Genomic DNA, 21077 nt, shown 5'->3' on the forward strand with positions numbered 1-21077 from the left:
GGGTGCGATGTTTTCTCGGGAGGGTGGGGCCGGGCCTGCAGGTGCGGTGCCCGGCCCCGGCGTGGGTCAGTTCTCCAGGCGCCAGTGCTGGTTCGCACCGCCCGAGCAACTCCACAGCTGGATCTTCGTCCCGTTGGCGGTCCCCTGGCCGCTCGCGTCCAGGCAGAGACCCGACTGCACCGCCGTGACCGTGCCGTCGGCATTGACGTTCCACTGCTGGTCCGCCTGCCCGCTGCAGTCCCAGATCGCCGCCGGCGCGCCGTTGCCCGCGGACTGGCCGACGCCCAGGCACTTGTTGCCGTAGACGACGAGCTGCTTTGCGGCGGTGTAGGTCCAGCGTTGGTTGGAGCCGCCGTTGCAGTCCCACAGCTGTGCCTGCGTGCCGTTGGCGGTGGTGGAGTTGTTGATGTCGAGGCAGCGGCCCGACTGCTGGCCGATGATCGCCTGGCTGCCGGGGGTGGGGGGCGGCTGCGTGTTCGAGCCGAACTGGGTGAAGAACTGCCACACCGCGGCCGACGTCCAGGTGCGCCAGCCGTCACCGGTGGAGCCGTCGATGGGACCGGGGTCATGGCCCGCCCCGTCGAACGCGGCCCAGACGACGGGGTATCCGGACCTGCATCCGGAGTAGGTGGTGATGATGTGCGTCAGGCTTCCGTTGGCCGGCTCGGGCGGGTTCTGCCGCGTGCAGCCGTTGGCCCGGACGAAGGTGTCGCGCAGTTCCCGTCCCGACGAGATGGGCAGCACGTTGTCCCTGAGTCCGTGCAGACCCATGTAGGCGATGGGCTGGCTGCCGCCGTTGCACCCGCTGAGGTTCGCGCCGGAGTAGACCGCGACCGCGCGGAACACCGTCGCGCGGGAGCAGGCGAGGGCGTACGACATCGCGCCGCCGTAGCTGAAGCCGGCGGAGAACAACTGGGTGGTGTCGACGCACAGGCCTGCCTCGAGCTGGCCGACCATGGCGTCGACGAAGGCCACGTCCTGGCCGCCGGGGTTGGCCCAGCCGTTGCCGTTGCCCTGCGGGGCGACGAAGATCGTGCCGTTGTTCGCGCCGTCCGCCAGGCGCCGCAGGCCGTAGTAGGACCAGTTGTAGCCGTCGGTTCCGCCCGAGTCGACGTCGTTGGCGGTGCCACCCCGCCAGTGGAAGCCGAAGACCAGCCGGTAGGGGTGGTTGCTGTCGTAGCCCACCGGGACCCGCAGGATGTAACTGCGGTTCTGGCCGCCGCTCTGAATCGTGTGGTTGCCGCTCGTCAGCGCCGGGGCCTTGCCGCACCCGCCACTCGGCGCGGCGGCGGTCTTCGCGGTCGACGCGGACCCGCCGAGGCCACTGCTGAACGAGGTGCCCGCGGCTGACAGGACGAGAAGTACGGCAGCCACGATGGACAGTAAGAACGGTTTGCGTTTCATACACTCCTTCTTCCGTTGGTCGGGGAAAAGGGGGGAGCGTCGGTCGAGCCGGCTCAGACGGCGGCGACGGTCCATGCGTTGTTGGTGCTGGAGTTCGGCGTCCACATCACCGTGGTGGAGCCGGCCGTGGTGCTTCCGCTGCCGTCGAGGGCGGTGCCGGTGGCCCGGTTGACGATCTGGTAGCTGTTGCCGCCGAGGCTGTTCAGCGACCACTGCTGACTGTCGCCGCCGTTCCACGCCTGCTGGCGGGCGGGAGCGCCGTTGGCGGAGTTGCCGTAACTGTCGGCGACCATGCCGTTGGTGCGGTTCACGATGCGGTGGTAGCCGTTGCCGAGGGCGATGAGCTGCCACTGCAGGTTGGTGCTTCCGTCGTAGTTCCACTGCTTGAGGTTGGAGCCGGAGGCGACGTTGCCCCCGCTGTCGAGCACCAGCCCGCTGGTCCCGTTGGCGATCCTGACCCAGGTGGTGGAGCCGCCCGGCGCGCCCAGGACGGGTATCTCACCGGAGAAGGTGAGCTTGACCGTGTACGCCAGGGCGCTGAACGGCGGGTTGGACGAGGGCATGGCCAGATGCAGGCCGGACGCGTCCTGGGTGGGCGCCGGCAGGTCGATGTAGGCGCCGGCGGTGTTGCCGAGCAGCTTGGCGCTCGTCAGGCTGCTGAGGTTGATCTGGTTCGAGTTCAGCGTCGTGATGGTCATGGCGCCGCCCTGCCAGCCCAGCGCGGTGGCGTAGAGCACCTTGTTGTCCTGGCTGCGGGTGAACCGGACGTCCTGTGGTTTGCCGGCCACCGGCCCGCTGAACGAGCCTCCCCCCATCTTGGTGGGGCCCTCGCCGTGACTGGCCCAGGAGCGGGTGGAGTAGACCGCCTCTCCGAAGCGGCCGAGCCAGTCGCCCATGGCGAGCAGGATGGACTGCTGCCCGGAGGGAATGGCGCCGTCGGCCATCGGGGCGATGTTCAGCAGCATGCTGCCGCCCTTGCTGACCCGGTCGATCAGCGAGTGGAGCAGCGCCTGCGTGGAGTAGTAGCCGATGCCCACCGTGTAGCACCAGCTGGAGGAGGAGATGCTGTCGTCGGTCAGCCAGTAGGGGGTGAGCAGCCCTGCCGGGCCGCCGCGCTCGAAGTCGAAGACCTCACCCTTGTTGTCGAGGCCGTCCTTGTAGGTCGCGACCACGTCCGTGTTCCACGCGACCGCCTGGTTGTAGTAGTGCGCGAGGAACTGGAGCCGGTAGGACTCCTGTACCAGGTTGAGGTCGAAGTCCTGCCAGACCAGGTCCGGTCGGTAGCCGTCGATGACCTCGATCAGCTTGTCGTACCAGAGCTTGTTCTCCGCGGCGGAGCCCTGCTGGCCGAAGAGGATGCGCAGGTTCGGGTCCGACTGGTTCGGCACATGGTCGTAGAAGCCGTTGAAGTGGTAGGCGTGGTGCAGCGAGGCCATGAACTTCAGGCCCTGCCCGCGGATGGCCTGCGCCTGCAGTCCCACGAGGTCGAGCCTGGGGCCGTGCTGGACCGAGTTCCACGGGTTGGATCGGCTGTTCCACATGGAGAAGCCGTCGTGGTGCTCGGCGACCGGGCCGGCGAACCGCGCGCCCGCCGCCTTGAACAGCCGCGCCCAGGCGTCGGGGTCCCAGTTGCCGCCCTGGGAGGCGAGCCTGGGGGCGAACTGCACGTAGTTGCCGGCCTTGTCGCGGCCGCCGTCGACGAAGGTGTTGTACGGCCATGCCGAGGGGTCGCCGTAGGTGGCGATGTGGTGCCGGTTCTCGGCCGAGCCGCCGATGTACATGTTGCGCGGATACCACTCGTTGCCGAACGCGGGAACGCTGAAGACGCCCCAGTGGTAGTAGATGCCGAACTTGGCGTCCTGGAACCAGGGCGGGGCCGGGGGGTGCTGGTCCACCGAGGGCCAGCTCGCGGTGTAGCTCGTGGGGCCGTCGGTCGCGGCGGCCTCGGGGGCGAACCGCAGCAGGCCGGCGGCCGTGGCCGCGCCGGCCGCCGCCAGCAGTCGGCGCCGGCTGACCGGCAGGGAGGAGGGGGACATGGGGGGTGCCTCTCGGGGTGAGTCGACGGAGGGGGTGCCGCGGTCGCTGATCGTCAGCCCGTCACGGGATCAGTCGCGCCTCCACTTCTGGTTGCTGCCGCCGTTGCAGGTCGACAGCCGCAGCAGGGCGCCGTTGGCCGTGCCGGGGGCGTCCAGGCACAGGCCGGACTGGACGCCGGTGATCGTGCCGTCCGCGTGGAGCGTCCACTTCTGGTTGGCGCCGCCGTTGCAGCCCCAGATGTCCACCTTGGTCCCGGGGGTGGTGCCCTGGCCCGCGGCGTCCAGGCAGTCGCTGCCGTAGATCCGCAGCTCGCCGGCCGAGTCGTCCGTCCACTGCTGGTTGCCGCCGCCGTTGCAGTCCCACAGCTCCACCTGGGTGCCGGCCGTCTGCGACTGGTTCGGGACGTCCACGCACCGGCCGGAAGCGACGCCGACGACCGCGCCGGTCGTGCCGCCGTCGTTGCCGCCGCTGCCGGGGGTGACGGACAGGTTGTCGAACTGTGCCGTCTCGCCCTGGCTGGTCGCGTAGCCGATCTGTCCGCCGGCCCAGGTGCGGTCGTCGACGGAACCGACGGTGGCGCCGTCGACGAGCGCGGTGATCGTGGAACCGGAGAAGGTCAGGGCCAGGGCGTGCCACCGGTTGGTGCCGAGCGCGGCGGTCGTGCCGCGGGCCAGGGTGGAGACGGTGCCGTTGGTGTTCGTGTTGAGGATCGACCAGGCCCCCGTGTCGCTCACCCGCAGGCGGTAGGCGTTCAGCCCGCCGGTGCGGTCGTAGTCGTGACCGCCCGCGCGGCCGATCAGCTCGGCGTATCCGGGCTGTTCGAGCATCACGTCGGAGGAGACGGTGTAGTTGCTCCAGCCCACGTCACCGAGGAGGGCGTGCGGATCGGTCAGCGTGTCCCAGGTGATCGGTTTCTGCGCGCTCATCTGGCGCACGCACTTTCCGCTGCGTCCGCCGCCGCAGCCCACCTCCTCGAAGGCGCCCTGCCAGTCCATGAGGTACCTGGCCTCGGCGCCGGTGGCGTAGCCGTCGAAGGAGTCGCTGTACGGCAGCTTCAGCGCGCCGCGCGCCGGACCGGTGGCGGTGCCCTTGCCCTGGCCGGTCGTGGTGGTCAGGGTGTACAGGTGTCCGGGCTGTACGGTCAGGCTGAAACCGCCGCCGGACGGGGTGATGTCGGTGGTGTGCACGAAGTGGTCGGCGGGGTTGCCGGAGGTGACGTCGGTCGACCAGACGTGGACGGTCCTGGTGGACAGCCCGCCGGTGACGCTGAAGTTCAGCGACTGGGCGCCGCCGGCGTCCATCGTCTCGATGACCGTGGAGTAGTCGGAGTTGTTCGTGGACTTCAGCGAGACGTAGCTGCCGTTGTTCCGGTTGCCGCCGAGGTAGCCGCTGGAGGCGTCGAGGTAGTGCCACCCCGGGGCGGTGAACTGGCTGGTGTGCGCCATCACCCAGGTGTTCTTGCCGACCGAGTAGGAGCCGGACCACGGTTGCGCGGCCAGCGCGAGCCCCATGGTGGGATACGGCAGGTTGGGTGTGATCGCGGCGACCACGGGCCAGTTGAGGTATGCGGTCATCCGTCCGTCGATGTACCCGCGGTTGATGCCGCGGGCCATGGCCTGCGCTCCCCCGTTGTAGTCGTCCGAGCCGTTCTCGCTCGCCCACAGCGGCTTGCCCGACGAGGTGGCGGCCGACGGCACCGAGCAGGTGGTCTGGGCGGACCGGTAGCCGCAGGGGTAGTGCGTGCCGATGGCGCTCACGGCGGCGGCGAAGGCCTGGTTGGAGTTGACGTCGTTCGCCACGGTCCAGTCGGAGTCGGCCGCGACGATCTTGACGTTGCCGTAGCCGCCCGCGTTGAGCGCGCTGCGCAGCTGCACGTACCAGGAGACGTTGTAGCCCCGCTCGTTCCATCCGCCGAGGTAGTCGATGCTCAGCCCGTGCTGTTTGGCGCAGCCCAGCCACGACAGCAGGTAGTTGGTCATGTCGTTGGACCAGAAGTTGCCGCCGCCGATCCAGCCGGGCGCGCCCCAGGCCAGCCCGTACAGCTTGATGTCCGGGTTGCGCGCCTTGGCCTGTTCCATCAGCCACCATTCGTAGCCCCGGTCGCAGTTGAGGTCGGAGCGGGTGTGCTGGTGGCTCGGTTCGGCCCCCGAGGTGGAGTTGGTGTCACCGCCGATCTCCGCCTTGAGGATCTGCAGGGACGCGCCGTAGCCGGGCTTGAACAGGTAGTCCAGGACCTGGCCGCGCTGGGGTTCGGGGTAGTCGATCAGGAGTCTGCTGTTGCCTCCCCCGCCGCTGATCGCGCCGACGCCGTCGAAGGTCCGGCCGCCGGACGCGCCGTCGATCGTGACGGAGGTGGCCGCCTGGGCCGGCGCCGCAGCCGTGGCCACGATGCCGCCGGCGATCAGGAGGAGACCCGCGAGCACGGCCGCCCAGGCCCGCAGGCGCTGCAACGACCGGTTGAATGCTGACACGGTGGGTTCCTTCCGCAGGTCGTGGACGTCCCGTGGCCGACGAGGCGGTCCGGCCGTGGGACGCGATGGCTGTGCTGCTCGTGGTGGCCGTGGCCCCACGGCCACCGGAGGCCGCTCGCGGCCCGGTGTCCGTGGAACCGCGCTCAGCGCAGGACGAAGTCCTGGTTGGTGCCGGGCGTGTTCTTGCACTGCCACTGGTCCAGTTGCTGCCCCGGGTTGCCGCCGGCGCCGTAGACGTCCAGGCACAGGCCGCTGTTCTGGTTGCGGAACTCGTAGGAGCCGTCGGACTGCGGCACCGGCAGCCAGAGTCTGTCGGCCGCAGCACCCGGGGCCTGCTGGACGATGTCCGGGACGCCCGCCGTCGTGGAACCGCCCGCCACCGCCACGTCCAGGCCGGAGTTCTGGGCCCGCAGTTCGCCGTAGCCGCCCGCGGCGGGCACGAACCGGAACTGCTGGTGGCTCTGCCCGTTGCAGGTCCACTGGTCGATCACGGCGCCCGCGCCGCCGGAGCCGCCGGCGACGTCCACGCACAGACTGTCGTTGGCGACCACGAGTTGGTGGTAGCCGTCCGGGAAGCCGCCGCCGGACGCGGCAGGCGTCAGCTGGACGGAGAACGCGTCGTGCGCGCCCTGGAACGTGATCGGCACGGTGATCGAACCGCCCGAGGCGCTCACGTTCTGGTCGTACACCGTCTGCGGGGCGACGAGCGGGGCCTGGTCCGGGATGCGGTGCACGGTGACGTGCACACCGCCGGCGCCCGCCAGCCAGGGGACGGACGACAGCCCGTCGAAGGTCACGGACGCGTCGCCGGTGTATCCGTTCGCATCGCCGACGATCGCCACCGCGCGCTTGTTCGCGGAGTCCTCGGACGCCGAGATCGCCGTCGACGCCACCTGACCGGAGGTGTCCACGAGGGTGCCGGTCATGTCGGCGTAGTCCCGAAGCGCCCACCAGGTGCCGGTCGGCTGCCAGCTCCCGCCGCTCTGGGTGAGGGCGCCGGTCAGGTTCGGGGTGACACAGCACACCCAGTTGCCGCGCATCGCGTTGGTGTAGCCGGACTGCGCGAACCGTGCCAGATACCAGGCCGTCACCCCGGCGGACTGCCGGTCGGCCGGCTGGTACTCGTTCGAGGACAGGGGCAGCGCGCCGATGCCCGCCGCGGTCAGGGCGCTGTTCAGGCTCCGCGCGACGGTGACCGGGTCGTCGACGTCGCCCTCGTTGTGGTTGGCGATCATGTCCGGCACGGTCCCGGCCGCCTTCACGTGCGCGAGCCAGGTCCGCCATTCGCCGGGGTTGCCCTGGGGGGTGAACGCGAGCGACGGCCCGACGATCTGCGCCCCGGGGGCGATGCGCCGGATCTCCCGGTAGGCGGTGTCCCACATCTGGAAGTACTGGGCGCTGTTCACACCCCGGGTCCAGAACGCGGAGATGTCCGGCTCGTTCCAGATGTCGTAGGAGAACGTGAGCCCCGACGCCTGCAGCGCTCCCACCGTGGAGTCGATGAAGCCGACCCAGTTCGCGCAGTCGCCGTTGTCGCACGGGTACCTCGTGTTGGACGGCTGGCCGCCGTTCGCGCCGTAGATGTCGCTGACGAGCACCTGGTACTGCGCGTGGTACGGCGGCCGGGTGAGCCGCTTCGCCTGCGAGATGATCGATCCGACGTCGGCCCGGGTGGCCGAGCCGTACTGGTAGCCGTCCTTGATCCAGCCGCCGGAGAACCATCCGCCGCCGCGGAAGGCGTTGATCCCCAGCGGCTGGATGAACCGGTCCGCCGGCAGACTGCCGTCTTCGTTGATGCCGTAGAGGAACCCCTCCCCCACGCCGGTCGACGGCCCGCGGGCCGACGCCAGGTTCACGCTGAGCGACCTGCCCGGCGCGGCCCGGTTCTTGCCGGGGGCGGCCTGGCTCGTGGCCGTCGACAGCAGCGGCAGCACCAGTGCCAGGGCGACGACGGCCAGCAGGGCCAGGCGGCCCGGCCTCCCTCTCGTCCTCATCGCATCCTCCCGCCACCGGGGGGACCCCGCGCTGCGGCGCGCGTGCCGGACGGGACCGGTGTGCGCGGGCGGCCCGGCCGGGGCCTGGCAGGGGCTCATCCCAGCTTCCACTGCTGGCTGCGGGCGCCGTCGCAGGTCCACAGCTCGGCGAGGGCGCCGTCGGCGGTGGCCGCGCCGGCGACGTTGAGGCACAGACCGGACTGGACGCCGGTGACCGTGCCGTCGGCGTTCAGCGTCCACTGCTGGTTGGCCTGGCCGTTGCACTGCCAGATCTCCACCTTCGTCCCGGGGCTGGTCCGGTTGTCGTAGGCGTCCAGGCACATCTGATCGCCACCGGAGTAGACGCTGAGCCTGCCGGACGTGGAGTGCGTCCAGGTCTGGTTGGCCCCGCCGTTGCAGCTCCAGATCACCGGCTGGGTGCCGGCGGCCCTGCTGGAGTTCGGGACGTCCAGGCACTTGCCCGCGCCCACCGCGTGCAGCGCGCCGGTCACGTCGGCGCCCCCGCCGCCGCTGGTGCCGCCGGCGACCCGGTACATCACCGTGCCGTGGGCGGGGACCGAGGCGCTGATCGTGCCGGAGGTGGTCGAGGACGCGCCCGACCACAGGTCGGTGAGGGTGTAGGCGGACGCGCCGGTCTTCCCGATCGCGCCTGCGCTGGTGGTGATGGTCGCCGTCGAGCCCGTCTCGTTGAACAGCGCCACCGAGACGTCCCCGCCCGCCAGCGGCTTGGCCAGCACGTCCAGGCCACCCGAGGTGGAGACCATGGTGCCCTGCTTGCCCAGGGGGTCCTGGTCGACGGCGATCACCCGGGAGTTGGTCAGCGTGGACAGGGTGTCCGGGCGGGCCGAGGGGATGTTGGTGCCCGCGATCAGCGGCGCGGCCATCTCCGCCCACAGACTGAACTCGCTGCGGCTCTCGGTGGCCGTCATCGAGCCGTTGCCCACCTCCAGCATGTCCGGGTCGTTCCAGTGGCCGGGTCCGGCGTAGGAGGCCAGTCCCACGTTGCTGTGGAAGATCGACAGCATGCTGGAGAAGGACGGCCCGATGTCGCCGGTGGTGCGCCAGCTGTTGCCGACGTCCGCGCCCCAGGTCCACACGTTGTCCTGGCCCCAGTTGCACAGGCTGTACAGGATCGGCCGGCCGGTGGCCGCGAGGGCGTCGCGCATCGCGGTGTACCGGTTCCGCGCGGGCGCTCCCGTGTTGTTGCAGTTGTCGTACTTCAGATAGTCCACGCCCCACGACGCGAAGGACTGCGCGTCCGTGGTCTCGTGCCCCAGGCTGCCCGGGTATCCGGCGCAGGTCGCGGTGCCCGCGTCCTCGTAGATCCCCAGCTTCAGGCCCAGCGAGTGCACATAGTCCGCGGTGCCCTTGATGCCGTCGGGGAACTTGGCCGGGTCCGCGACGAGACGGCCGCCGGAGTCACGGTTGTGGGTCATCCAGCAGTCGTCGATGTTGACGTACGAGTACCCCGCCGCCTGCATGCCGTTGGTGTGCATCGCCTGCGCGGTGGACTTGATCAGCGACTCGGAGACGTTGCAGCCGTACGCGTTCCAGTCGTTGAAACCCATCTGGGGGGTCGGAGCGAGTCCGTTGCCCAGCGCCGCGGCGGCGGGCTGGGCGGCGGGCTGCGCGAAGGCGGACTGAGCGGCGGCGGGCTGCGCGGTGCCGAGGGCGAGCAGGGGGGCCGCCACGGCGGGCAGCACGGCCGAGATCGCGGCCGCCAGGGCCCTGCGCAAGGACGGAAGCGGCGGCGCAAGGATCCGAGGGCGCCTGGCTCCCGCACGGGTCTTGGGCATAAGTCATCGACTCCTGAGCCGGGTTGGGGGAAAGGAAGCTCAGCGGTAGCCGGCCGCGGTGACGTTCGCCTGCACCGCGTCGTCGGTCGCGTCGGAGGGGTAGCCGGCGACGATCGCACCCTCGTAGAAGGTGCCGGCGCTCAGGTTGGCGCCGCCGCCGGGCTTGCAGCAGTCACCGCCGCTGCCGAGGACGATGGCTCCCTGTTTCTTCATGGGGCTGTATCCGCCGGGAAGGCCGCCGTCCCACAGGGTGGTCAGGGCGCCGGACTGCGCGTTGCCGCCCTTGAGGGCGAATCTCGACGTGCCGTTGTTCTTCAGCATCGCGGTGACGAACTTGCCGGGAAAGGCCCGCTGCCTGGTGTTCCAGGACTGGCTGCCGCCGGAGTACAGGCCCCACTCGAGATCGGCCTGCACCCAGGGACCGCTGCCGGCGCAGCCGCCGAACCAGCACTCGGTGCCGAAGTTGATCGCGTCCATCGCGCCGGCGGCGTCGGCCTTCCGGGTCGTCTCGCTGTTGCCGTAGTCGAAGCAGCAGCCGCCGTTGACGTGGGTGCCGCTGGTGACCATGTACGCCCCTTCGGGCGCGGCGCCGGTCGGCACGCCCGTCAGGTGACCGTCGCGCCAGTAGCTGTTGCCGGGATTGATGTACAGCGAGTACGCCTTGGCGCCCCCGGCGGTCAGCGACTCGGAGGTCGCCTTCGCGGGGCTGCTCTGACCCGATCCCGGAACCTGGGCGGATCCCTGGTACCACAGGTCGTTGCCGTGCCCGGACTGGTCGCGCACGACCGTGATCACGCACGAGGCGCCCGCGCAGAACGAGTCCTGCGCCGCCGCGTCGGCGGTTCCGCCCGGCGCCAGAACGCCGATGTCCCTGGTCGCGTTGTCCGAGGAACGCCTGACCTGGTACAGCGAGCCCTGGTAGGAGCTGAAGAGCGCCCGCACGGTGCTGTGCGCGGCCACGCACGGCGTACCGCCCGCGGAGTAGATGTCGCACGGGCCCGATCCGCCGGGCGGCGGCGGGGTCGCCGGCGTGCTCCACTTCTGGTTGCTCCGGCCGGTGCACGTCCACAGGATGACCGCCGTGCCGTTGGCCGTGGCCGCCCCGTTGACGTCCAGACAGAACCCGGACCGGACACCGGCGACCGACCCGTCGGCGTTCTGGCGCCACACCTGCGTGGCCCGCCCGTCGCACGACCGGATGACGACCGGGGCCCCCGGAGCCGTCCGGTCGTCGTAGGCGTCCACGCAGCGGGTGCCGCCCATCGTCCTCAGCTCACCCGCCGACGTGAACGCGAACGCCTGGTTGACCTGGCCGTTGCAGTCCCAGATGTCCAGCGTCGTCTCCGGCGTGTCGACGTTGCCCTTGACGTCCAGGCACCGGCCCGAGGCCGAGCTCGCCAGGGGCCCCGGCGAGGCCGATGACGACCATGCCGGCGCGGTCGTCGACAGCACGGCCAGCAGTGCCATCACGCACAGGGCGGCAGCCGTGGACAAGCGTGGTCCGCGAGCCGCGGGGCTCCGGGGCGAAACGGATGAAGGCTGCATTCTGTTCCTCGGCTGTGTGGGGGATGGAGACAGAGAGAGCGCGTGCCTGTCCGAAGGGGGCAGGGTGTCCGGGAGCGCCCGCAGGGAACCCTCGAACATTCCCCGCAGACATCCCATGTTCATAGTGATTCCACAGGCCCAGGAGCCTGTCAATACACCGCGCCGCCCTCGGTCGGAAGGCGATCCATCCCATGTATTGGCAGGTCAGGTCGCCGTGACGGCATGCCGAAAACCGCGTCCGGCGACGGCCGCCGTGCCGGGCGCGGGTCTTCGTCCCCGTGCCCCCGGAACGACCCGCGGGCACGGGCGCGGCGCTGGGCGCCGGTCAGCTCACCTGAAGTTCCAGTGCTGGTTGGCTCCGCCGTTGGCGTCCCAGACCTGGACGGGGCTCCCGTTGGCGCTCTGCCCGGACGGAACCTCCAGTGCCCTGCCGGAAGCGACGTTGGTCAGGGTGTACGAGGAGTCGCCGTTCCGGCTCGCCCGCCAGTGCTGGTTGGCACCGCCGTTGGCGTCCCAGATCGCCATCCGCGTGCCGTTGCCCGTCTGGCCGCCCGGCTCGTCCAGGACCCGGCCGCTGCCGACGTTCGTCAGCGTGTAGGAACCGTCACCGTTCTGGCTCGCCCGCCACTGCTGGTTCGCAGCACCGCTGGCATCCCAGACCTGCACCTGCGTGCCGTTCGCCGTCTGCCCGGCCGGCACGTCCAGCGCCCGCCCCGCGGAGACCGCGCTCAGCGCGTACACCTGGCCCGGGACGATGCCCCCCGGGTCGCCCGTGCCGCCGCCGCCCAGTGCGGACAGGGCCGCGTCGTAGGCCGGCTTCTTGGCCCCGTTGCCGTTGAACAGCAGCGGGTTGTCGCCCGACCGCCACGAGTCGCTGTCCCGGATGCCCCAGACGGTGATGCCGGTGCAGCGGGCGACGTTCATACAGGCCTTGACGGTGTTGGCATAGGCCGTCGGCGGCGCCTGGGCGATGTCGAGTTCGGTGATCTGCACGTCGACGCCGAGGGCGGCGAAGCTGGACAGGGTGGTCTGGAAGCTCGACGGCGGGCCGCCCGCGCCGAAGTGGCTCTGGAGTCCGACGCAGTCGATGGGCACGCCACGTGACTTGAAGTCGCGCACCATGTTGTAGACGCCCTGGGTCTTCGCGTCGGTCCAGTTCTCGATGTTGTAGTCGTTGTAGCAGAGCTTGGCCGAGGGGTCGACGGACCGGGCGGTGCGAAACGCCTCCTCGATGAAGCCGTTGCCGAGCACGTCCTGGAACACCGAGCTGCGGTGCTGGCCGCTGCCGCCGTCGGCGAAGGCCTCGTTGACCACGTCCCAGGCGTAGATCTTGCCCTTGAAGTGGGTCATCTCGCTGGTGATGTGGTTGTTCATCACACTGCGCAGGGTGTTCGCGTCCCTGATCCCGCCGACCCAGCCGGGCAGCTGCGAGTGCCACACCAGGGTGTGGCCCCGCATGCGCTGACCGTGCGCGGTGGCGTGGCCGACGATCTGGTCGGCCGGTCCGAAGGTGAAGTTGCCGCGGGACGGTTCGGTGGTCTCCCACTTCATCTCGTTCTCCGGGGTGATCATGTTGAACTCCCGGTCGAGAATCGTGGCGTACGTCGAGTCGCCGAGCCTTCCGGCGGCCACGGCCGTGCCGAAATAGCGGCCGCTGTCGGCGGCGGCCGCGCCCAGCGTGCCGGAGGCGGCCGCATGGGCGGCGGGGGCCGCTGCCCCGGCCAGGGCCAGTATCGTGCCGGCTGTCAGACCGGTGACCGAGGCCACGCTCTTGCGAAGACGTGGCCGCTCATTGAGCCAGGACATAGAAGTTCCTTCTCCTTGGATGTGGGGGGACGCCGACCGCCGGGCGGTGCTGCGGTGGAGCCGGGACACGGGCTCAGGTGACCGGCAGAGCGGTCCACTGCTGGTTGGGGGCGCCGTTGCAGTCCCACAGGACCAGTTGCGTACCGTCGGTGGCGGACGCGCCGGGGTCGTCGAGGCAGCGGCCGGAGACCGGGTTGCGGTAGCCGCCGTTGTACGACTGCCACTGCTGGTTGGCGCCGCCGTGGCAGTCCCAGATCTGGATCCTGGTGCCGTTGGCGGTGCCCTGGCCGTTGGCGTCGAGGCACTTCCCGAGGGCCCGCAGGGTGCCGTCGGAGTGCGCGGACCACTGCTGTGCGGCGGAGCCGTCGCAGGACGAGATGTCCGCGGCGGTCCCGTTGCCGCTGTTGCCGCCGTTGACGTCCAGGCACTTGCCCGCGATCCCGGAGCGCACCTGTCCGCCCACGGAGACCGGCGGCTTGATCCAGCCTGCCGCGTCCGCGGCCCGGACCCCTTCGTGGAAGGCGTCCGCCATCTTGCGGAAGCCGTTGTCGTTGGGGTGCAGGGCGTCGGACAGGTCCGCGCCGGTCAGCGCGCTCATGTCCACCAGGCGTACGTGCTTGCCGGCGGCCTGCTCGGCCTGGACGATTCCGGGGAGCCTGGCGTTGAACGCGGGCCGGTTGGCCTCCTCGGTGCCGCTGGTCGAGACGATGACCGTGCCCACGAGGACGGTCGCGTCGGGGGCGTCACGGGTGATCTGGTCGATGAGCGAACGGAGCCGCTCGGGGGCGGTCGCGACCTGGTAGTTGCCGTTGAGGTCGTTGGTGCCGATCTCCAGGGTGACCACGTTCGGGCGGTGACGGGCCAGCACGGAGTCGGCGATGCCGGCGATCTGATCGATCCGCCAGCCGGAGTGGCCTTCGTTGTCCGGGTCGGACATGGTCCCGTTGCGGCCCGAGCCGACGAAGTCCAGGGCGTGCCCGTCGGCCGACAGCTGGTTTCCCAGGAAGCTCCGGTAGCTGTTCCCGGACGGGCTGCCGACGCCCCAGGTGATCGAGTCGCCCAACGGCATCACGCGCAGGGCGGCCGGCGCGACCGCGGCCCGCACGGCAGCGGCCCGCACGGCGGAGCGCGGCGGCCCGGCACCGGCGTCCGCCGCCGCCGCGGGCAGTGCGGCGCCCGTGCCGAGCGCGGTCGTCAGCGCCGCGGCAACGAGCGCCGGGTACTTCTTCGTCAGCTTCATCGGGTTCCTCACCGGTGGGGGACAGTGGGCGGCCGAACGACCGGGCGGCCGGTCAGCGCGGGGTGAAGTCCTGGTTGCCGCCGGCCGTGTTCTTGCAGGGCCATTGGTCGAGTTGCTGGCCGAGGCTGCTGACGCCGCCGTAGACGTCGAGGCACAGGCCGCTGTTCTTGTTCCGGAAGGAGAACGAGCCGTCGGACTGCCGTACCGGCAGCCACTGGGCGGCGGCCGCCGCGTCCGGGGCCTGCTGCACGATGTCGGGCGTGCCGGCGGCCGTGGAGCCGCCCGACACCGCCACGACCTGCCCGGAGTGCTGCGCCCGCAGTTGCCCGTAGCCGCCCGAGGACGGCACGAACTCGAACTGCTGGTTGCTCTGCCCGTTGCAGGTCCACTGGTCGATCACGGCGCCCGCGCCGGTGGAGCCGCCGTACACGTCCAGGCACAGGCCGTCGCTGCCGATCACCAGCTGGTGGCGGCCGGTGGGGAAGCCGTCGCCGCCGTCCGACGACCGGACGCCCGCCTGCTGGATGACCTGCTGCGCGCCCTGCGGCCAGTTGGCGCCGCCGACCAGGACGTTGCCGGTGAGGACGTTGTTGTGCGGAGGACCGGTGGCCACATAGGTGTTGCCGCCGTTGTACCAGTTGCCGGAGAAGGTGCTGTCGTCGGTGTGGTTGTTGCCGTTGGCGTTGGTGAGCGCCCAGTTGCCCGCGTCCTGCACCACGTTGCGCGACACCGTCAGGTACCGGGAGCCCTCGTCCAGGTACAGCGCGGTGGTGTGGTTGTTGCCGTACATGTAGTTGTCGGAGATCACCGAGCCGGGGCTCGCGGACAGGCTGTAGATGCTGCCGCCGTCGAACATCGCCTTCTTGGTGTCGAAGACCAGGTTGTGGGAGACGGTGTTGTTCTTCAGCGTCGTGGGGGTGCTGTAGACGGGTTGATAGGTGTACGTGCCCCTGTTGACGTAGTCCTGGCTGCCGCCCGGGTCGTTGACGCCCCAGCCCCAGCCGATGTCGATCCCGTCGTAGGGCAGGTGGTCGCACTGGTTGTGGGTGATCGTCGCGTTCGTGACGTAGGTGGACAGGATGCCCGCGGTCTCCTTGTAGTCGGTGCCCACCCCGCTGACCCGGTTGTCGCTGACGACGATGTTCTGGTCGGTCATCTGCGGGTTGCCGGGGTGGTGCGCGTCCGGCTGGATCCCGCCGACCTGGATGCCGCTGCCGGCGATGTCGGTGAACGTGTTGCCGGTGACGGTGATGTCGCGGGCGCCGAGGCCGGTGCCGGACGCCGTGGCGACGCCGTCGTTGCCGACGCCCAGTCCGGCCTGCCCGAGTTCGGAGAACGTGTCGCCGGAGAAGGTGATGCCCGTGGCGGCGGACACCTGCACGGCCGCGGGCATCTGCGCCCAGCGGTTACGGGTGGCCTCGAACTGCGTGCATCCCGACTTGCAGGTGCTCAGCCAGTTGGCGGGCATCGCGTAGGCGCCCGTGAGGTGCGCGCCGCTCTGCTGGTCCGCGTAGCCGTCAGGTCCGCTGGGGCCGAGCCAGGTGGTGCCGGTGAACCGGATGCCGGTGAACGCCAGGCCGGTGGCCGGGGCGCTGTAGCTGCCGCTGACGCCGAGCAGGACCTGCAGCCGGGGCAGTTCGACGTCGAGGCCGTTCGGGTTCTGGCCCGGCTGGGCCCGGTAGTACAGGTCGCCGGCGGACGAGTCGAGATACCACTGTCCGGCCTGCTTGAGGAACGCGTAGTTGTTCTCCAAGTACACGGCCCCGCCGGCGAAGGGCGCGTTGACGGTGTCGTAGCCCCAGGAGTTGTTGTTCCAGGCGGGCTGCCGCATGGTGACGGTTCTGCCGCTGATCGACTGGACCGGCGCGTAGCGGTCGGTGAAGGAGTTGACGCTCTCGACCTCCATGTGGCCCTGGTCCGACAGGCCGGCCAGGTAGTCGAGGGAGGAGTCGGTGATGGTCAGGCCGGTCTGGGTGAAGGTGAAGGCCGAGCGGGGCACCGGGATCGCCGCGCGCATCGATTCCTTGCCGTTCACGTACAACTGACGTGTGTTCAGGCCGGCGCCGACGTGGGCCGACCAGATGTTGCTGTTCTGATCATGAACCTGCCAACCTGATATCTGCTGGGCCCCGCTCACGAGCGGCTGCTGTCCGGACACGGCCTGGTACGTGATGGTGTGGCCGTTCTGGCCGCCGTCGCCGGAGCCGAAGGCCAGCGGCTCGGACAGCCGGTGCGTGCCACCGGCCAGGTGGACCACGACGTCCGCATCGCCCGACAGCCGGTGCGCGGGCTGCCGTGCCTGGTCGATCGTCGCGAACGGCTGCTCGGCGGTGCCGTTCCCGCCGGGAGCCGCGCCCGGGGTCACGTACAGGTCGACGGCCGACGCCTGGCGCGCGGCGGGCACGGCGGACGCGGCTCCGGCCGTGGCCATGCTCTGGGCCAGCAGCGCGAGCAGAGCCAAGGGGGCGGCCCAGAGGCCGCGGAGCACTCTGGATCTGGACATCCTCATCCTCCGGTGGTGGCCCATGTCGGCCGGTCGGGACGGGCGTGGCGATCGCGGTTGTTCGCCTCGTGCGGCCCGTGGCCGGGGCGAGCCGGCCACGGGCTGGAGTCGTTCGAGGTACCGGAAACCGTTCGACGTGCATGGTGCCGGTCGACGTACGCGATGCTGTGCGACGTGCGGGGAGCCGTTCAGGTCAGTTGAGGTTCCATTGCTGGTTGGACTGGCCGTTGCAGGACCAGAGTTCGGCCAGCGCGCCGTTGGCGGTGGAGGCGCCGGTGACGTCGAGGCAGAGCCCGGACTGGACGCCGGTGACGGTGCCGTCGGAGTTCAGCCGCCACTGCTGGTTCGCGCCGCCGCTGCACGGCCACATCACCACCTTGGTTCCGGCGGACGTCTGGTTGCCGTACGCGTCCAGGCACATCTGGCCGCTGCCGCCGTAGACGGTCAGCTGGTCGGACGACGTGTGGGTCCAGGTCTGGTTGGCGGCGCCGCTGCAGTCCCAGATCTGCAGCTGGGTGCCGGCCGTGGTGGACGAGTTCGGCACGTCCAGGCACTTGCCCGCGCCCACCGCGTGCAGGGCGCCGGTGCCCGTGCCGCTGGAGGAGTTGCTGTACCCGGCCGCGGTGATGTTGGCCTGAACCGCGTTCTCGGTGGCGTCCGACGGGTAGCCGGAGGTCATCACCCCTTCGTAGAAGGTGCCTTGGGCGCCCTTGCTGTTGTCGCCGCCGATGCCCAGGATGATGGCGCCCTGCTTCCGCATCGGGTTGTAGCCCGAGACGTTGGGACGCGGTCCGTCGTAGAAGGTGGACAGGCCGCCGGACTGCGCGTTGCCCCCGCGGATCGCCCAGTGGTTCGGGCCGCCCTTCACGACGGCGGTCGTGTACCGGTGGCTGATGCTCGGGTCGTTCGCGTTGTAGTGCTGGTTCACCCCGGAGAACAGGCCGTTCTCCAAGTCGGCCATGATCCAGGGGCCGTTGCCCGCGCCGTACCCCCACACCTTGATGTTGCCGAAGTAGATGGCCTCCATCGTGCCGTTGCCGTCGTCGTTGCTGTCCGTCTCGGCGTTGCCGTAGTCGAAGCAGCAGCCGCCGTTGTAGTGCGTGCCGTCGAAGATCGCGTACATGCCCTCGGGGTTGTCCCCCGTCGCGATGCCGTTGGTGTGGTTGTTGCGGTAGCCCGTGCCGGGCGCCACGAAGACGCCGTAGGCCTTGTGACCGCCCACCGTGGTGGGCGCGGCGGTCGCGTTGGCGAGGTTGTCGGGTCCGCCGGCGGCACCGCCTCCGGGCGCCTGGGTGAGGTGGTTGCCGCGGCCGGACTGGTCGTAGACGATCGTGATGAGGCAGGTCGTCCCCGAGCAGAACGAGTCCTGGGCGGCGGCGTCGGCGTACCCGCCCGCGCTCAGGACGCCGATGTTGCGGGTGGTGTTGTCCGAGGCGCGCCGGACCTGGTACAGCGGCCCGTTGTACGAGGCGTACAGGGCTCGCGTCGTGCTGTGCGCCGCCACGCAGGGTGTGCCGCCTGCCGCGTAGATGTCGCACGGCCCGGACGTGTCGGCACGGGCCGTGGCCGCCGTGACCGTGGCGCCGGCCAGCGCGCCGACGACGAGCACGGCTGCCGCCCCCGCACGGGCGAACGCCTTCGGCCGGGAGCCGGGCGGGCGCGCCGGCCGGAAGACGTGTGCCCGGCCCGGCCCGTCGTCCGGCCTGCCGCGGCGCCGCACGGCCGCCGTCAGCCGGTGCACGCCCCCGCTCACCGACAGCAGGCGGCGTCCTGTACGCATGGTGCCCATCTGATCTCCCTCCCGTGCCGGCGCAACACGATGGGTCGTGTTGCTGGCGCTGACAGACCGGAAGCGCTTGAAGGTGCCGAATTCACAGCGAGATTGCAGAGAGGTTTCGGGGGGAGACGGTGCTCCCGGCTTCACGGGGCTGTCAAGGGTGCGGAGGCTTCTGCTGTGAACGTTGTCGCGGAATCGGTTCGACGGCTGATTTCAGCGGTTCGAGGCCGGTTCGCCCCCTCGAACAACTCCGGGGCGCAGACATGCGGACGACGGTGGATCCTCCCGCCCGGCCGGGCGCGGCAGGCGCCCGCAGATGTGTCCGACGGCCGGGCCGGCAGCGGTGGATGACGGCCCCTCATGCCGGTGAGCTGGGATGCGGCCGCCAACGCCCCCTGACGCACGTCCGTTCGGAAGGCTGCGACCCGAGCGGCGGCGACTCGGTCCACGCGTCGGCGTCGCCTCAGAGGCGCGGCATGTCATTGACCCCGCGATCCGCCGGTCGTACCATCCCGTCGAAGCGCTTGCGCGGAATCGGTTCGCTCCACGGTTTGCGTACGACGTGAGACGCGGAACTCACCCGTCCAGCCAGCAGCCGCGCTCGTCGACGGGCCCCCCGGCGTAGTCGGAGGTCAGCCGGTACACGCCCGCCCGGGGCACGGTCAGCCGCGTCCACGGGCCGTCCGCGCTGAGGCACGCCCCCTTGACCCGCAACCACGGCGAGTACTCGATCCGCACGGTGCTCGTCCCGGCGCGAGGCATCCTGAGCGTCAGCTCCGCCTCTCCCGCGTGCTGGAGCTCGGCCGGGGCGGAGACCAGCGGCAGGGTGTCGCGGACCCGGTAGATCTTCCAGTAGCGGTCCTGCCAGACGGGCTCCAGCCAGTCCTGTCCCTCCTTGATCAGGGCGGTCTCACGCTCCGCGGACCGATCGGGCGTGCCGTCGTGCAGGACGACGTAGCCCACCGCCCAGTGGCGCAGCCAGGCGTGGTAGCGCGGCCCGTCGAGGTCGCCCTCGTAGAACAGGCGTCCTCGTTCCACGTCCAGCTGCTGGTTCCAGCCTCGCATCAGTTCGACGTGCGGACCGAGAAGAGTGGCCCCGCGGTGGTCGCGATCGGTCGGCAGTTCGACCCGGCCGCGGTCCGCGCCCAGCCGGTCGAGCGCGGCGAGCACTCCTTCGGTGTGGGTGACCCAGCCCGGAACGGGATCCGGGGTGCGCAGATGCATCAGCGACGTCACACAGAGATAGGAGACGGAGAGGGCGGTCACCAGGGCCATCGCCCGCATACGGGTGCGCCGTACGCCGTGGCGGATGCCGCGGGAGCGGCGGTGCAGCGCGGCCGCGAGCAGCACCGCGGGGGCGAAGAGCAGACCGAGCCGCTCCACGTTGTTGCCGACGGGCGAGGGGACCAGCCAGGTCAGGACGACGCCGACGGCGTACAGGACGCCGGCCGCCCGCACCACCCGCCACTCCCGCGGGGCCGCCCACACCACGGCGGCGGACAGCAGCACCGGCAGGATCATGCGGCCCGCGGCCATGGGCTGTTCGCCCTGGAAGGGGAACAGCAACGTGGTCAGGCCGACGACGGCGACCGGCGGGAGGGTCAGGGCGAGGCACTTGCCGTACTCCCGGGCGACCAGATACCCCGCGCCCGCCACCAGCAGGAAGAGCCCGGCCACCGGGCTGCCCATGGTCGCCAGCAGCGCCCCGGACGCGGCGGCGGCGAGCCGGGCGGGCCGGGGCGCGCGGCCGGCCACGGCGAGCAGGGCCGCGAGCGCGAAGGCAAGGCCGAGGGCGAACGTGGTGCGGCCGAGGACGACGTTGTACCAGAGGGCCAGCGCCCCGACCAGCGCGGGCCACAGCGACACCCGCGCGACGGTGCGCTCCAGGAGCACCGCCAGCATCCAGGTGGCACTGACGCCGGACAGCACGGAGACGGCACGGACACCGATCAGGGCCATCAAGTGCGGTGAAATGACGCTGTAGTTGACGGTGTGGGTCCCGCCGAACCAGAAGAGCCCGTACGGCGTGTCCGGGTGCCTGCCCACGAACCCCGCCCACGCGTACTGCGCGGCGAGGTCACCGCCGCCCGTCGCGAGAAAGGCGTCCCACCCCCAGTACAGCGGGAGGACCGCGGCGAGGGCGAAGAGCGGGACGCGGTACCTCGTCGGCGCGAGAGACCGGCGCGGCCGGCGCAGCGCCGGTGGCGAGGGCTGTGGCTGCCGCGCGGCGGGGGCCGACAGGGTGGAGGACTGTAGGGACATATCGACTTTCCCGGTGCGGTACGGACGCTGGACGGGTCCGCCGAGGAATGCGTGGCCCTGGGCCTCCTGGAACGCGCGGACCGTCGCGGGCGTCACAGCCGGGCATCCCCCGTCCGTCGCACCCGCTCGCCCTCGCGGCGCTTCAGGCCGGGTTCGTCACGCGGCCGGCCCCTGTCGGTTCGTCCCCCGCCCGCTGCGGCAGCGTGGGCGGTGAACCACGCCGCGCGTACCGCGCAACTCGC

General features: G+C 70.8%; 10 protein-coding genes and 1 pseudogene. All 11 read right to left on the minus strand.

The genetic code is table 11. The annotated features are described in order from the left end of the window. Window positions 1-66: 66 nt before the first annotated feature. The 11 genes and pseudogenes from Sri02f_RS09740 to Sri02f_RS09795 all read right to left on the minus strand — a co-directional run bounded on the left by Sri02f_RS09740 (window position 67) and on the right by Sri02f_RS09795 (window position 20835). Window positions 67-1383 carry a ricin-type beta-trefoil lectin domain protein gene (locus Sri02f_RS09740; protein ID WP_109001006.1) on the minus strand — a complete coding sequence of 439 codons (1317 nt, stop codon included), beginning with the start codon at window positions 1381-1383 and terminating at the stop codon, window positions 67-69. 74 nt (window positions 1384-1457) lie between these two features. Next, a complete protein-coding gene (locus Sri02f_RS09745; protein WP_109000689.1) occupies window positions 1458-3440 on the minus strand; it encodes an alpha-L-fucosidase in 1983 nt (660 codons plus the stop codon). Between the two features lie 69 nt (window positions 3441-3509). Continuing rightward, complete coding sequence (locus Sri02f_RS09750; RefSeq protein ID WP_109000690.1) at window positions 3510-5912, minus strand: ricin-type beta-trefoil lectin domain protein; 2403 nt, start codon at window positions 5910-5912, stop codon at window positions 3510-3512. 143 nt (window positions 5913-6055) lie between these two features. After that, the gene (locus tag Sri02f_RS09755; protein ID WP_109000691.1) at window positions 6056-7906 is read right to left on the minus strand and encodes an RICIN domain-containing protein; all 1851 of its coding nucleotides are present in this window, start codon (window positions 7904-7906) and stop codon (window positions 6056-6058) included. 95 nt (window positions 7907-8001) lie between these two features. Next, window positions 8002-9702 (minus strand): glycoside hydrolase family 27 protein, encoded by a 1701-nt coding sequence (locus Sri02f_RS09760; protein ID WP_245970573.1) that lies wholly within the window; start codon window positions 9700-9702, stop codon window positions 8002-8004. A gap of 39 nt (window positions 9703-9741) precedes the next feature. Then, complete coding sequence (locus Sri02f_RS09765) at window positions 9742-11169, minus strand: arabinofuranosidase catalytic domain-containing protein (RefSeq protein WP_109000692.1); 1428 nt, start codon at window positions 11167-11169, stop codon at window positions 9742-9744. Window positions 11170-11580: 411 nt separating this feature from the next. Beyond that, window positions 11581-13053: pseudogene (locus Sri02f_RS09770) on the minus strand (glycoside hydrolase family 10 protein); the annotation flags it as partial. Between the two features lie 73 nt (window positions 13054-13126). Beyond that, window positions 13127-14293 (minus strand): SGNH/GDSL hydrolase family protein, encoded by a 1167-nt coding sequence (locus Sri02f_RS09775; RefSeq protein WP_109000694.1) that lies wholly within the window; start codon window positions 14291-14293, stop codon window positions 13127-13129. Between the two features lie 52 nt (window positions 14294-14345). Continuing rightward, the gene (locus Sri02f_RS09780; RefSeq protein WP_245970574.1) at window positions 14346-16796 is read right to left on the minus strand and encodes an RICIN domain-containing protein; all 2451 of its coding nucleotides are present in this window, start codon (window positions 16794-16796) and stop codon (window positions 14346-14348) included. A 193-nt stretch (window positions 16797-16989) separates the two neighbouring features. Then, the gene (locus Sri02f_RS09785) at window positions 16990-18585 is read right to left on the minus strand and encodes an arabinofuranosidase catalytic domain-containing protein (RefSeq protein ID WP_245970575.1); all 1596 of its coding nucleotides are present in this window, start codon (window positions 18583-18585) and stop codon (window positions 16990-16992) included. Window positions 18586-19149: 564 nt separating this feature from the next. Further along, window positions 19150-20835, minus strand: a complete 1686-nt coding sequence (locus Sri02f_RS09795; protein ID WP_245970576.1) for a DUF8823 domain-containing protein — start codon at window positions 20833-20835, stop codon at window positions 19150-19152. Window positions 20836-21077: the final 242 nt, after the last annotated feature.

The organism is Streptomyces rishiriensis (assembly GCF_003112535.1).
GTDB lineage: Bacteria > Actinomycetota > Actinomycetes > Streptomycetales > Streptomycetaceae > Streptomyces > Streptomyces rishiriensis.

Bases quoted from the DNA above. Each gene is read 5' to 3' on its own strand.
- Sri02f_RS09785 (WP_245970575.1), bottom strand. From the start codon at position 18,585: ATGGGCACCATGCGTACAGGACGCCGCCTGCTGTCGGTGAGCGGGGGC.
- Sri02f_RS09745 (WP_109000689.1), bottom strand. From the start codon at position 3,440: ATGTCCCCCTCCTCCCTGCCGGTCAGCCGGCGCCGACTGCTGGCGGCG.
- Sri02f_RS09780 (WP_245970574.1), bottom strand. From the start codon at position 16,796: ATGTCCAGATCCAGAGTGCTCCGCGGCCTCTGGGCCGCCCCCTTGGCT.
- Sri02f_RS09765 (WP_109000692.1), bottom strand. From the start codon at position 11,169: ATGGCACTGCTGGCCGTGCTGTCGACGACCGCGCCGGCATGGTCGTCA.
- Sri02f_RS09755 (WP_109000691.1), bottom strand. From the start codon at position 7,906: ATGAGGACGAGAGGGAGGCCGGGCCGCCTGGCCCTGCTGGCCGTCGTC.
- Sri02f_RS09760 (WP_245970573.1), bottom strand. From the start codon at position 9,702: ATGCCCAAGACCCGTGCGGGAGCCAGGCGCCCTCGGATCCTTGCGCCG.
- Sri02f_RS09795 (WP_245970576.1), bottom strand. From the start codon at position 20,835: ATGTCCCTACAGTCCTCCACCCTGTCGGCCCCCGCCGCGCGGCAGCCA.
- Sri02f_RS09775 (WP_109000694.1), bottom strand. From the start codon at position 14,293: ATGAAGCTGACGAAGAAGTACCCGGCGCTCGTTGCCGCGGCGCTGACG.